Source organism: Pseudoalteromonas sp. RWi3 (assembly GCF_054960735.1).
Window position 1 is genome coordinate 142,699 of the sequence record NZ_JBHNYL010000002.1, and the last position, 13,691, is coordinate 156,389.

General features: G+C 38.8%; 13 protein-coding genes. 12 read left to right on the forward strand and 1 reads right to left on the reverse strand.

Features of this window, described 5'->3' with window-relative positions:
- Window positions 1-84 precede the first annotated feature (84 nt).
- The 3 genes from ACFI4Z_RS04220 (at window position 85) to ACFI4Z_RS04230 (ending at window position 3,009) form a co-directional block, all read left to right on the forward strand.
- On the forward strand, window positions 85-1,911 hold the full coding sequence (locus ACFI4Z_RS04220) for a DUF885 domain-containing protein (protein ID WP_462669466.1): 1,827 nt from the start codon (window positions 85-87) through the stop codon (window positions 1,909-1,911).
- Window positions 1,912-1,993: 82 nt separating this feature from the next.
- Window positions 1,994-2,491, forward strand: a complete 498-nt coding sequence (locus tag ACFI4Z_RS04225) for a YcgN family cysteine cluster protein (RefSeq protein ID WP_462669467.1) — start codon at window positions 1,994-1,996, stop codon at window positions 2,489-2,491.
- The gene (locus tag ACFI4Z_RS04230; protein WP_462669468.1) at window positions 2,491-3,009 is read left to right on the forward strand and encodes an RNA methyltransferase; all 519 of its coding nucleotides are present in this window, start codon (window positions 2,491-2,493) and stop codon (window positions 3,007-3,009) included. Before ACFI4Z_RS04225 ends, ACFI4Z_RS04230 begins: the two co-directional genes overlap by 1 nt.
- On the opposite strand, the gene ACFI4Z_RS04235 is transcribed toward ACFI4Z_RS04230, so the two are convergent.
- Window positions 3,006-3,686, reverse strand: coding sequence for a hypothetical protein (locus tag ACFI4Z_RS04235; RefSeq protein ID WP_462669469.1), 681 nt, complete (start codon window positions 3,684-3,686; stop codon window positions 3,006-3,008). The two genes, ACFI4Z_RS04230 and ACFI4Z_RS04235, sit on opposite strands and share 4 nt — an antisense overlap.
- 363 nt (window positions 3,687-4,049) lie before the next feature.
- Here ACFI4Z_RS04235 and ACFI4Z_RS04240 point away from each other — a divergent pair, with 363 nt between their 5' ends.
- From ACFI4Z_RS04240 to ACFI4Z_RS04280, 9 genes are all read left to right on the forward strand, one after another.
- The gene (locus tag ACFI4Z_RS04240) at window positions 4,050-5,324 is read left to right on the forward strand and encodes a sugar MFS transporter (protein ID WP_462669470.1); all 1,275 of its coding nucleotides are present in this window, start codon (window positions 4,050-4,052) and stop codon (window positions 5,322-5,324) included.
- Window positions 5,325-5,921: 597 nt separating this feature from the next.
- A complete protein-coding gene (locus tag ACFI4Z_RS04245) occupies window positions 5,922-7,811 on the forward strand; it encodes a methyl-accepting chemotaxis protein (protein WP_462669471.1) in 1,890 nt (629 codons plus the stop codon).
- Between the two features lie 24 nt (window positions 7,812-7,835).
- Complete coding sequence (locus ACFI4Z_RS04250; protein WP_462669472.1) at window positions 7,836-8,927, forward strand: GGDEF domain-containing protein; 1,092 nt, start codon at window positions 7,836-7,838, stop codon at window positions 8,925-8,927.
- The gene (locus ACFI4Z_RS04255) at window positions 8,927-9,553 is read left to right on the forward strand and encodes a DsbA family protein (protein WP_462669473.1); all 627 of its coding nucleotides are present in this window, start codon (window positions 8,927-8,929) and stop codon (window positions 9,551-9,553) included. Before ACFI4Z_RS04250 ends, ACFI4Z_RS04255 begins: the two co-directional genes overlap by 1 nt.
- 383 nt (window positions 9,554-9,936) lie before the next feature.
- Window positions 9,937-10,689 carry a DUF3450 domain-containing protein gene (locus ACFI4Z_RS04260; RefSeq protein ID WP_462669474.1) on the forward strand — a complete coding sequence of 251 codons (753 nt, stop codon included), beginning with the start codon at window positions 9,937-9,939 and terminating at the stop codon, window positions 10,687-10,689.
- A 13-nt stretch (window positions 10,690-10,702) separates the two neighbouring features.
- On the forward strand, window positions 10,703-12,070 hold the full coding sequence (locus tag ACFI4Z_RS04265) for a MotA/TolQ/ExbB proton channel family protein (RefSeq protein WP_462669475.1): 1,368 nt from the start codon (window positions 10,703-10,705) through the stop codon (window positions 12,068-12,070).
- Window positions 12,071-12,073: 3 nt separating this feature from the next.
- Window positions 12,074-12,601: a MotA/TolQ/ExbB proton channel family protein gene (locus ACFI4Z_RS04270; RefSeq protein ID WP_099293316.1), complete on the forward strand. Its 528-nt coding sequence runs from the start codon at window positions 12,074-12,076 to the stop codon at window positions 12,599-12,601.
- Window positions 12,602-12,650: 49 nt separating this feature from the next.
- Window positions 12,651-13,061 carry an ExbD/TolR family protein gene (locus tag ACFI4Z_RS04275; RefSeq protein WP_058559390.1) on the forward strand — a complete coding sequence of 137 codons (411 nt, stop codon included), beginning with the start codon at window positions 12,651-12,653 and terminating at the stop codon, window positions 13,059-13,061.
- Between the two features lie 15 nt (window positions 13,062-13,076).
- Complete coding sequence (locus ACFI4Z_RS04280; RefSeq protein WP_462669751.1) at window positions 13,077-13,682, forward strand: energy transducer TonB; 606 nt, start codon at window positions 13,077-13,079, stop codon at window positions 13,680-13,682.
- The last annotated feature ends 9 nt before the right edge of the window (window positions 13,683-13,691 follow it).

Here is a 13,691-nt window from a genome sequence, read left to right on the forward strand (position 1 = left end):
TAAAATGTCGAAGCAAATACAAAGCTTGCTATGCAATGTGCTCAAACTGCATAATCTACCACTCTCTCATTCAAGGAATAAATTATGAAAAAAATAAAGTTAGCCGTGCTAAGTACTGCTATTGTGTTGTCGCTCAGTGGATGTAGTGGTCAAAACAAAGACAATAATCTCAGTGTTGATAATCAAACACCTCTCAGCACAGGGCTGGTTATGAATGAGAGCGAAAAATTAACTCAGTTATTGTCACACTATTTTGATGATGCACTAGCATTTAATCCCATTGGTGGTACATTTTTAGGCCGCAGTGAATATAACAACCAATTTATTGCACCAATTACGCAGGCTAACATCGATGCCAAGCGTGATTTTTATGCCTTATATCAAGACAAGCTAAATAAGATTGATAAGTCAGCTCTACAAGGGCAAGACTTATTGAGCTATGAAATACTTGAACGTGATTTGGCTTTAGCACTACAAAGTGCACAGTTTCCAAGTCATTTAATGCCGATTAATCAAATGGGTGGGGCACATAATACGTTTGCTGGTTTTGGCTCAGGTAAAAGTGCACAACCCTTTAATACGCCAGAAGATTACATAGCGTTTATAGAGCGAGCACAAGCATACACAGCGTGGCTGCAAAGCGTTGAGAATATGATGCGACAAGGGATTAAAAAAGGGGTTGTATTGCCTAAACCGCTAGCACAAAAATTACTTCCTCAGTTTCAAGCGCATATTGTATCAAAAGCAACAGACTCTTTGTTTTGGGGACCAATAGAGAATTTTCCTGAAGACTTTACTCAACAACAGCGGGTTGAAATAAGTGCTGCTTATAATACGATGATTTTGCAAACCTTGGTACCTGCCTACCAACAGATGAGCGACTTTTTAGCTAACGAATATATCCCAAATAGCCGCAATTCAATTGGCTATGCTGACTTACCAAATGGTAAATTATGGTATGAGTATGAAATTAAAAAACACACCACGCTTGAATTAAACGCTGATGAAATTCACCAAATAGGTTTAGATGAAGTTTCACGTATATTAAGTGAGATGAAAAAGGTTAAACAGACGGTGGGATTTGAAGGTGACTTAAGCGCATTTTTTGAACATTTACGTACCTCAGATGAATTTTATTATGACACCCCTGAGGAATTAATTGCGGCCTATGAAGCCGTTAAAGCCAAAATAGACGCCAAGGTGCCTTTGTTATTTGATGTAGCACCGAAAGCGGATTACGTTGTAAAAGCCGTTGAAGATTTTCGAGCCGAGTCAGCGGCGGGGGCTTCTTATCAATCGCCTGCGCCAGATGGCTCACGACCAGGTATTTTTTATATCAATACATTTAACTTAAAAGCACAGCCAAAATTTCTACTTGAAACGCTGTCAATTCATGAAGCAGCACCGGGGCACCACTTTCAAATTGCATTACAACAAGAAATTGAAGGGCTTCCGTTATTTCGTAAATTTGGCGGTTATACGGTTTTTGCTGAAGGCTGGGCTTTATATGCTGAAAGCCTAGGCAAGGAGATGGGCTTATTTACAGACCCTTACATGTGGTATGGGCGTTTATCAGATGAGCAGTTACGTGCAATGCGTTTAGTACTTGATACTGGTTTTCATGCTAAAGGTTGGACTCGCCAACAAGGTATTGACTATATGCTAGCTAATTCATCGATGGCAAAAAGTGATATCGTTGCAGAGGTTGAGCGTTACATTGCATGGCCTGGCCAAGCATTGTCGTATAAACTTGGGCAGTTTAAAATTCAAGCTTTACGCGATTATTGTAAGCAAGCCTTGGGTGAAAAGTTTGATATTAAAGCATTTCATACGCAAATTTTAGTTGATGGCGCATTACCTATGCCTATTCTTGAAGCTAAAATAAAAAGGTGGGTTGCTCAACAGCAATAATCACTACGCGTAGGGCTGCTAGCTTTGCGCGATGACGTTGTTTACGGTAAACTGCGCGCTCTTAGGGGCGCTGAGTTTTAACATGTTAGATAATCAATTTTGGCTAAAAAAATCACTAGAGCAGATGTCTCAACCTGAATGGGAAGCCATTTGCGATGGTTGTGGTAAATGCTGTTTAAACACTTTTATAGACAGTGAAGATGAAGACGAGTTTACGGCTACGGATCAACTCCGTGAGGGCGAAGAGCTCATTTTTACAAATATTGTATGCCAATACCTAGACAATAATACATGCGGCTGCAGTGAATACGAAAACCGCCAAACACTTGTACCATCATGTGTAAAACTCACTAAAGAAAACCTCGACAGTATTTTCTTTATGCCACAAAGTTGCAGCTATCGGCGTTTACATGAAGGACGTGATTTAGCTTCATGGCATCCATTAAATAATAACGGTAGCAAAGAATTGATGCACGAACTGGGTATTTCAGTACGTGATAAGACTGTTAAAGATTGTGATGTAGAGTTGGACGACTTTGATTTATATGTTGCTCACTGGCCAACACAGGACTTTGATTAATGACTCAGCTACTCTCAACAATAGGATTAATTAACCCTAAGAGCCCAACTAATGTTGGTGGTGTGCTACGTGCCGCGGGTTGTTACGATGCAAAACAAGTGTTTTTTACTGGCACACGCTATTTAAATGCCCAAAAATTTCACACTGATACAAAAAATGTGGTTGAGCGTATTCCACTGACACCCGTTGATGATCTTAAAAGTGCAATTCCTCCAGGTGCTAAAGTAGTTGTCATCGAGCTAATAGAAGGAGCAACGCCGCTGCCTGAGTTTACGCACCCTGACAATGCGTTTTATGTTTTTGGACCAGAAGATGGGTCAATTAGCAAAGATGTTCTTAAATGGTGTGATGAAGTGGTGTATGTACCAACAATTGGATGCATGAATTTGGCCGCAACGTGCAATGTTGTTTTATACGATAGGCTTGCAAAGTTAGGTGGGGTTGAAAGCTCAGATAATACAATTATACAAAGCCGTGACACAAACAACAAAATGAGCTGGGTAAAGCCACTGATCTAAAATTGAAATGATGCACTGATCACAGGACCATGGGTGAGTGCTTCGTATTCATAATTGTAGTTTTCTACAGTATTACGGCTATCAAACTCCAAATAGCTACTTTTATAAAGTGCGGAGACATCCCACCGCGGCGTCAATTTATAAGTCACTCCAAGTTTTAAAGTACCCGAAAAGGTATCTTTAAACCCGTAACCTCCAATATCACCCGAAGATGTTAATTCCCAATTATAACCAATAGGCTGACTTATCTGGTAAGCTAATTTTAGGCCATCTGAATTATAATTAATTGGACCAATAAGATGAGGGATTTTAATTTCATCATTAAAATCAAATCGTACCTTAGAGTATGAGTGATTTAGGTCAATAGAGTTTACCCATTTTGATAAAGTCGATTCAGTTAAATAATTTGATTTAAAAAAAGGCTCAAGTGCCACAGAGACAAACGTTTTAGCTTTAATCGATTTCAATGAATGATTGTTTACTGACGAAGTAAATAAATTTAAAGCATTATACCTACTTCTCAACTTCGTAACTGTTGATTGCATTGGCCATGGGTCAGGTTCGCTAACATTCAAAGCGGCTGAATGGTCTAATTTAAGTTGCCAAGATTCGCAATACCCGTTTAATGAATACAAGCTCATAAGCATTACAGATAATTTCAACAATTTGTTGTTCATTCGGTCTCCAGTGAGCCATATTTATTTATGAAAATATAAATTTTAATCCTAAAAGGTAATAGACCTTAGTTATGTTGATTTTAAAGATTGAACAAAATTGCATCCTGAAATACGTTAGAACCCTAATTATAAAATTGAAATTTAACTATAGTCGTTAAAATTACTGAATGAGAAATACGTATATAAAAATAGTTTTATAAATTTGCTAACCACAAGAATAAACGTGTCAGTTTAATTCACAATTTTACTCCTACAGTAAGTTTTACCCATCTATAATAATTGGAACGTTCCCAGTAATAGTTTGTGATCTTCTTGATGCTATGTGTAAAATCAATAGCAACTTGTTAATGGAGTGAAAACCACGTGAGTGAAATAAATACAAACCAACATTTTGAAACAAATGAGCAGCAGCAAAATAAAAATTATCTGCCCGCTTTAACGGCGATGACTACCCTGTTTTTTTTATGGGGGTTTATAACGGTTTTAAATGATGTGTTAATTCCTCGTTTGAAAGGCGTTTTTGATTTATCTTACACCGAAGCAATGCTGGTACAGTTTTGTTTTTTTGGTGCTTATTTTATTGTTTCTTTACCTGCTGGCTTATTAGTTAAAAATTTTGGCTACAAAAATGGTGTTTTATCGGGCTTAGTAGTTGCTTCAATAGGGTGTTTATTGTTTTACCCTGCGGTTGTTGTACATGAATATTGGTTATTTTTAACTGCTTTATTTGTACTTGCTGGTGGCATTACCGTATTACAAGTTTCGGCAAACCCCTATGTTGCGGCGCTTGGGCCTGAAAAAACAGCTTCTTCGCGTCTAAATTTAGCTCAAGCATTGAATTCGCTTGGTACAACAGTAGGCCCGTATGTTGGAGGGATTCTTTTCTTTGGCGCTGCGGGCTCTTTAACGGCCGGTGCTGCATCTGCTGAATCGGTTAAAATTCCATATTTAATGCTCGCCGCTGCACTACTAACCATTGCTGTTGTATTTGCATTTTTAAAGTTGCCTGAAATAAACGCCCACAAAGAGCAAAACGACTGTAAGGCGAAAGATCATTCGTTAACTAAAGCGCCTCACCTTATTATGGGTGTGGTTGGTATATTTTGTTATGTTGGTGGTGAAGTTGCTATTGGTAGCTTTTTAGTTAACTTTTTTGGTGAGGCACATATTGCAGGATTAGAAGAACATGCAGCTTCAGCAATGATAGCTTACTACTGGGGTGGGGCAATGGTCGGTCGGTTTATTGGCTCTGCTTTAATGCAAAAAGTAGCGCCATCTAAAGTATTGGCCTTTAATGGATTTGCGGTTATAGCATTGTTGCTAATCACTATTTTTACGCAAGGAAATGTTGCTTTGTACAGCGTGCTTGCCATTGGTTTATTTAACTCAATCATGTTTCCAACCATTTTCTCTCTGGCGATTGAAGGTTTGGGTTCTCAAACAAGTAAAGGTTCAGGCTGGTTATGTTTGGCTATCGTTGGTGGTGCACTTATCCCTTTACTGCAAGGGTTTGTAGCAGACACTATGAGTATTCAAGATAGTTTCTTTATACCGGCTCTTTGTTATGTATTTATAGCTTGGTATGGTCTTAACGTTGTTAAATTATCAAATAGATGGCAACAACTAGTCAGTAAATAATTTTTCATAAAATACATCCGTTTTTTAAAATGCACTTGCCTTGGCAAGTGCATTTTTATTTATTGTACTTATACCCTAGCTGCGAGTGTCGTTTAAATTAAAAGAGGCTTAGGCAAGGCATTGACCGATACAATAGTGGTTCTATTGCCAAAACTAATAACGCAGTAGGCATCGTTTTTAAACCAACCCTGTGAAATGCGCAATTTTGTATCTTGAGCTGGTTTGGTTATATAAAGTTAATTGTTGTCACAGCACAATTAATAGCATTACCAATCAGCTAAACCTGTTATATAAAATTATTGAATACGTATTCACTACAAATGCAATGAAAAATAATAGGAACGTTCCAATAGCTACCTTACATGATTAATTTATAATTTTAACTACACTGTAATAAGAATATATAAATGATATTGTTAATTATCTGGCAGCTTAGATTTACCTAATAAACTTAATACTTCATAATAAATAAATTACAGTTAGTACTAAATGCTTATTTTTGTTGTTAATAGCGTGACAAATAACGATTAAATGAGACAAATTCACTGTTATTTGTTAAAACTAAGATGCTAATAAAGAAAAATAAATAGGCTCCCTATGCAAAGCTCCTTAAAGTTTACAACCAAAGTTACTATTGCTGCATCGATTGTTTTAGTTCTGGTACTTGGTTTGTTTACTATCAATAATTTTATTTCAATGCGGACCCAAACCCAGCAGCAACTATCAGCAGTGTTGCAAGAAAGCTCTCAGTCGGTTTCACAAAATATTGCTAATTGGCTCAATAATAAGCTGGCGATTGTTGTTTCCGTTGCCAAAACTCACCAGCAAACTGACTCTGAAGCTGTAACCTTGAGCCAACTTAACACCGCAGAAATGGCGGGTAGCTTTAAAAATACTTATATAGGCAAGCCAGATGGTACATTTGTGCTAAACGATCAAAGTATTGTTCTCCCTGCAGATTACGATGCCACAAAGCGGCCTTGGTATAAATTAGTCGAAAATAAAACGAACACTGCTTTTACCACACCCTATATAGATGTAACAACGAATGAGCTTACAATATCGGCTGTTGCACCAATTACCATCAATGGTTCATTTAATGGTGTAGCAGGCGCAGATATTGATATGAAAACAATCACCAAAATTGTAAACGAGATTGATTTTTTAGGCTTTGGTTATGGCTTTTTACTTGATAGTAACGGTCGAATTTTGAGTCACCCGAATACCAAATTGAACGATCAAAATATGGATAAATTGTTTTCTAAAAACCTTCCATTGGAATCTCAATTTGTAGAAGTTGAGATCAATGGCGATGACTTTCTAGTTTCTTTTACTAAAATTAAAGGAATTGAGAATGTTAATTGGTATCTAGGTGTTGTAATTAATAAAGAAATTGCGTATTCCTCTGTTGCATCATTTCGCAATATGGCTGCAATCTATTTGGTTTTAGGGGTGTTTGCTATTGTTCTCATGATGCAGTATTCACTGCGTTACTTAATGCGCCCAATGCAGAGATTAAATGATGCTATTAAAGATATTGCTCAAGGTGAAGGTGATTTAACACGCCGCTTAGAAATAGAAAACGACGATGAATTTGGCGAGCTATCAGCCTATTTCAACGCGTTTATTGATAAAATACATACTTCAATTGATCAAGTTAAAACCACAACAGTGCAACTAGAACGCTCAGTCGAAAGCCTTGTAGAGCAAACAGAGTCAACCTTGAATATGTATAGCGACCAAACTAAGCGAACAGATAGCGTTGCAACTGCTATTAACCAGCTTTCATCTAGTGCAGTTGAGATATCTAATAGTGCAAGCCATGCATCTAGCCTTGCTACTGATGCAAACGCGCAATCTGTGCAAAGCCAAAAATCGTTAAACGAAAATATAGCGGCAATTAACTCACTCTCTACCAACATGGAAAAAGCCCAAACAACTATCAACAGTGTTGCCAAGCACTCGGCCAGTATTGAACAAGTGCTTGAGGTCATAAAAGGGGTGAGTGAGCAAACCAATTTACTAGCATTAAATGCAGCAATAGAAGCCGCTCGAGCAGGAGAGGCTGGCCGAGGTTTTGCTGTTGTTGCGGATGAAGTGAGGCAGCTTGCTCACCGAACGCAGCAATCAACAAAAGAAATTGAAGACACTGTAATTCAATTACAAAAAGGTTCTGAAAGTGCTGTAAATGTTATGAAAGCGAGTTTACTCGAAAGTGATAACAGCGTAAAACAGGCTCATGTTGCTGGCGATAAAATGGCTGACGTAACTAAAGCAATTGAGTCAATCGATAATGTTAATCATAGCGTTGCTAACGCAACAACAGAGCAAAATCATGTAATTCAATCCTTAGATAGTGATATTCATACAATTAGTGAGTTATCGCAGCAGGGTCAAGTTAACTTAAACAATACGTTGGAAGAGTGTACGCGTTTGAAGTTGGAGTTTGATGATCTAGAAAAAATGGTTCTTCGTTTTAAAGTATAATTAAATAAGAATAATAACTCGTTAATGCCAAAATTTGAAAATAAATCAAGTTGGTTAAGTTTAATCAACATTGAAAACGTTTACAGCGCGGAAAATCAACGCCGCGCTTTTACTTTTTTCACCATGATATTCGTAGCTTTGATTCTAATCACAACGTTAGTTGTTTCAAATTACGACGTCTATCCAATATTTTTAACCGTTACCCTTATAGTGTCTGACATTAGCTTATTGTTGTTTGCTTTGTATTTTTATAGAACAGGGCGCTTCAACACTATTGCAGTAATAGTGCTAACCATTATATGTATTTTATGTTTGGCGCTGGTTTATACTGGAGGAAAAGAAAGCACTGCGCTTTATTGGGTAATGTTCTACCCCGTGGTTGCATTTTCTACTCTGGGGTATCGGCTAGGTTTTGTCCTTGTATCACTTTTATTATTTTTCACCAGCTTATTACTTTATGGGCCGAGTATTGGGCAAGTTGAATACCCTGTGACCGAAAAAGGTCGGTTTACTGCTGCGTTCTCACTTGTGTTTCTTTTTAGCTTGATTGGCGAGTACTTCAGAAATAAGAGCCACTTAGAGATAGCTGATATGACCTTGTCGCAAAAAAAAGATGCTCATACCGATCAACTTACTGGCTTAGCTAACAGGCGTTTCATATTGAGTCACTTTTTGCCACTAACTAGCGCTAACCCTGCTAAATATTTACCGTTAAGTATTTTATTAATCGATTTAGACCACTTTAAAGCTATTAATGACACCTACGGTCATAATACTGGTGATAAAGTGTTAGTTGATTTTGCTACTTTACTTGAAGATCATTTAAGAGTTCATGATATTAAAGTACGCTACGGTGGCGAGGAGTTCATGGTCATTTTGCCTGAAACAGCACTTTTAACAGCTGCAACGATGGCTGAGACTTTATTAGAGCAAGTCGATAATAAAGCATTTATTTATGAAAATATAAAAATTGATCTCACATGTAGCATAGGTATTTCAGAGGTTAAACATATTGAACAGTTCAATGAAGGCGTTAAGCTTGCTGATGACAGGCTCTATAATGCTAAGCATAGTGGCCGTAATCGTGTCGTTTATTCCGCAAGTGATTTTTTATAATGTCTGATACAGCAAAGCTTATTTATGTTTATGACCCTATGTGTAGTTGGTGCTGGGGTTTTACACCTGCTTGGCAGCAATTAAAGCAAGCTCTCGACGGTATTGTAACTATTGAATACCGTGTTGGTGGCTTGGCCCCTGATAGTTCAGAACCAATGCCAGAGCAAATGCAGCATATGTTACAAAACACATGGCATACGATAAGTAACAAACTCGGTACCAGATTTAACTTTGACTTTTGGCACATTTGCCAGCCTAGGCGTTCAACTTACCCTGCTTGCAGAGCCGCTTTGCTGGCGCGTAAAGTAAAAAAAGAATCACAAATGATTGAAGCGATTCAACATGCTTATTACCTTCAAGCACGTAATCCTTCAAACAATAGTGTGTTGGCTGAAATTGCTCAAGAATTAGGGATAGCAACAAAAGAGGATTTCGAACAGCAGTTAACCTCAACCAATTTAGATAAAGAGCTAATGACAGAGATAGCACGTGTCAGAGCATGGCCTATACAAGGTTTTCCTTCATTAGTTTTAATTGCACACGGCAGCATATATCCTATCTCTATAGATTATATTCATTGGCAACTTACCTACAGTACAATTGAGCGCATTGTTAGCAAGTTATGATGCGGCTTTATAAATAGTCTCTAACGCAGAATTAATGCTAAGCAGGCACTGTCGTTTGGTAGCGATTTACGCTTTGTTGTCGCCATGGGTGGCTCTCTAACTTAAACGAAATTTAATCCGCCAAGTTCATCATACCCTAATTAGATGCTGTTAATTATTTATGCTTAGTTGCCTATCATAATATTTGTTTTCTATTGCTCACACTGTAATTTTGAAATTTATCTCAATTTCAATGATTTATAATTTAAGTATCACCCTAGTTGTATTATTTGTTACAGCTGTAACAAAAAAGACTTTTTCAAGCAACACTCTTGTCATCTTTAATCTCTAAACTCTCGCTCATTAAAACAAACCAATAGTAATTAACGAGTAAGGTGTATGCGATGATAGGCGTTAAACCATTGATTCTTGCAGGTATTGTAGCAGCTACTGCCACAGTACAAGCTAATGAGCTTAATACGGTAATCGACAAAAGCAGTGAAATTAATAAATCAGCTGCGCAATCACAAACAAAAATAGACAAGATTGCAGACTCTATGCAAGGTCGTCTTCAGCAATTTACAGCACTAAACAAAGAGATTGATGGCTTGGCTGTTTATAATGCACAGCTAAGCAAGCAATTAAATAATCAGATTACAGAAATGGAAGACTTAAATGCTTCTATGGATAAAGTATCTGTGATTGAACGTCAAATTACGCCATTGATGATCCGTATGATTACGGGCCTTGAACAATTTGTATCACTTGATGTGCCTTTTTTAAAAGAAGAACGTGCAAAACGAATTGCATCGCTAAAAAGCATGATGGACCGTGCTGATATCAATTCAAGCGAGAAATTTCGCCGCCTTTTAGAAGCTTACCAGGTTGAAGTAGATTACGGTCGTACAATTGAGGCTTATACAGCGTTACTCAATGTAGAAGGCCAAGAGCGCGAAGTTGATTTTTTACGCATCGGTCGTTTAGAGCTTATCTATTTAACGCGTGATGGTAAAAAAGCAGGCAGTTGGGATCAACAAACACAGTCATTTGTTGCGCTACCAGATTCAACAATTAGCCAAATCAGTAAAGGTTTACGCATTGCTCGTAAGCAACTTGCCCCAGACATGTTAACACTACCAGTACACGCGGCTGAATAAGAGGTTTTTGACGATGAAATTACTTACCAAAATGACAAAAATGGCCGCTCTTGTAACAGGCCTTGGCTTTGCTGCAAGCAGCATGGCAGCAGAACCAATGAATTTAGATGCGTTATTAAAAACCTTAGAGCAGGGTAAATCAGCGCAATCAGCACAAAATCAGCAACGTGAACAAGAATTTAAATCACGCCAAAACGAACAAGTGCAAATGCTTCAAGACACGCAGGCCAAGCGTAATCAAATGCTTGCACAGTCTGAGCGCCTTGAAACACAGTTTGAAGAAAACGAAGTTAAGCTTGCTAACTTAACAGACACATTATCAAACCGTATGGGTTCACTAAAAGAATTGTTTGGTGTTCTGCAACAAGTTGCAGGTGATTCAAGCAATAAATTTATGACCTCGGTTGTATCTGCCCAAATTCAAGAACGCAGCAAATTTATGGATGAGCTTGCGGTTAAGATGGGTTCAACCTCAAACCTTGCTTCAATCGAGGATATTGAACAAGTGTGGTACGAACTACAACGTGAGATGACCGAGCAAGGTAAAGTTTCTCGCTTTACTACTGACGTTATCGTAGAAGGCGGCGCTAAAGCAGAGCAAGAAGTTGTACGAGTAGGTGCATTTAACCTTATTTCTAACGGTAAATACTTAGAATATAACGCAGCTACAAATACGATTAGCCAACTTACTCGTCAGCCAGTGTCGCGCTTTACTGCTACGGCGCAAGAATTACAGAGTGCCGATTCAGGTGTTGTGCAATTTGCACTTGACCCAACAGGTGGTTCAATTCTTGGATTATTGGTCCAAGCGCCTGATACGCAAGAGCGTGTTCACCAAGGTGGTACAGTCGGCTATGTAATTTTAGGTGTGGGTGTTATTGCTCTACTAATTGCGATTGAACGATTCCTATCACTGATGCTAATTGGCGGTAAAGTTCGTCGTCAACTTAAAGATAACGTGGCCCGTGATGACAATCCACTGGGCCGTGTAATGAAAGTTAAAGACCAATACCCTGATGTTGCTTACGATACACTTGAGCTTAAGTTAAGCGAAGCGATTTTACGCGAAATGCCTAAAATCACCCGTAACTTAACGCTTATCAAGATCATCTCAGTGGTCGCACCGCTGCTGGGTTTACTTGGTACAGTAACCGGTATGATCAATACCTTCCAAGCAATAACGTTGTTTGGTACAGGTGACCCGAAACTAATGGCGGGCGGTATTTCACAAGCACTTGTAACAACAGTACTGGGTCTTGTTGTGGCAATTCCAACCGTATTTTTATACACCTTGCTTAATACACGCGCTAAAAACATCTTGTTAATTATCCAAGAGCAAAGCGCAGGTATCATCGCCGAACGTAGCGAGAAGGGAGCATAAACCATGGTGCAGTTGATTGACTCAATCAATGCTATCCGTGATTTTCTCGACACTGGTGGCCAAGTTCTCTTGGTCATCGGAGTGTTAATCTTCGCGATGTGGTTATTGATACTCGAGCGATTTATATTTTTCTTTCAAGGTTACAAGCAATACAAACGCGATGTAAAAGCCACTTGGCGTAGCCGCGATGAGCGTAATAGTTGGAATGCAGAGCAAATTCGTCAGGCGATGATCTCACGCGCCGGTATGCAGCTTAATACCAACTTAGCGTTAATTAATGTAATGGTTGCGCTATGCCCGCTACTAGGCTTACTTGGCACAGTAACAGGCATGATTGAAGTATTTGATGTAATGGCAGTGACAGGAACTGGCAGTGCTCGCTCTATGGCATCGGGTGTGTCTAAAGCAACTATCCCAACAATGGCGGGAATGGTTGGTGCGCTCTCTGGTGTATTTGCCTCTACATTTTTACAACGCCGAGCGAAACGCGAAGTTGAGTTGCTTGAAGATAATATGGTTTTAGACCACTAATAATAATTTTAGTAAAGCAGCCAATGGCTGCTTTACCAAGGAGAAAAAAATGAGAGCCCCATTAGGTAATTTATTACAAGAAGACGAAGCAGAAGAAATTAACATGACGCCAATGCTAGACGTTGTTTTTATCATGCTTATCTTCTTCATTGTAACAGCTTCATTTGTCAAAGAAGCGGGTATTGATGTGAACCGCCCTGAAGCGGCAACCGCAGTTAAAAAAGAACGTGCGAACATCTTAGTTGCTATCTCTGATACCGGTGAAATTTGGATTAATAAACGTAAAGTAGATGAGCGTGCTGTGCAAGCCAATATCGAACGTTTAAAAGCAGAAAACCCACAGGGTAGTGTGGTTATTCAAGCAGATAAAAAAGCCACCACTGAAGTATTAATTAAAGTGATGGATGCATCACGTGCAGCTGGCGCGTTCGATGTCTCAATTGCTGCGCAAGAAGCGTAATAAGGAACTGATATGTTGCGATATTTAGTTGCATTAGTAATTGCAGGTATTGTTACTTTTTTACTTTTTTTAGGCATGCAAGCGTTGATAACGGGTGGTGAAGGCGCTATGAGCGAGCCAGCTAAAGGGAATGTACTTGATTTTGTTCGTTTAAAAAAAGAAGAAACGGTACAAAAGAAAGAGCGTAAACCACAAAAGCCGCCAAAGCCGAAAGAGCCACCTCCGCCAATGGATTCACCGCAAATGCAAAACAGTGATCCTAACGCGAGTGCTTCAAACTTTGACTTTGGCGCCAATGTAGAAGCCGATGTAAATCTTGCAGGTGGTTTAGCACTTGAATCCAGCGATGGCGAATATTTACCAATTGTAAAAGTGGCGCCTGTTTATCCCAGAAGAGCCCTATCAAGAGGCATAGAAGGGTATGTCATTGTTGAATTTACTGTAACGAAACAAGGCACCGTTCGCGACCCACAAGTCGTTAGAGCAGAGCCTGAGTCATTGTTTGACCGAGCTGCGATGGATGCGGCTCTTAAGTTTAAATACAAACCACGCGTAGTAAACGGAGAAGCCGTTGAAGTTGCGGGTGTACAGAACAAAATCTCATTCCAAATAAATGGATAGAGTAGCGAG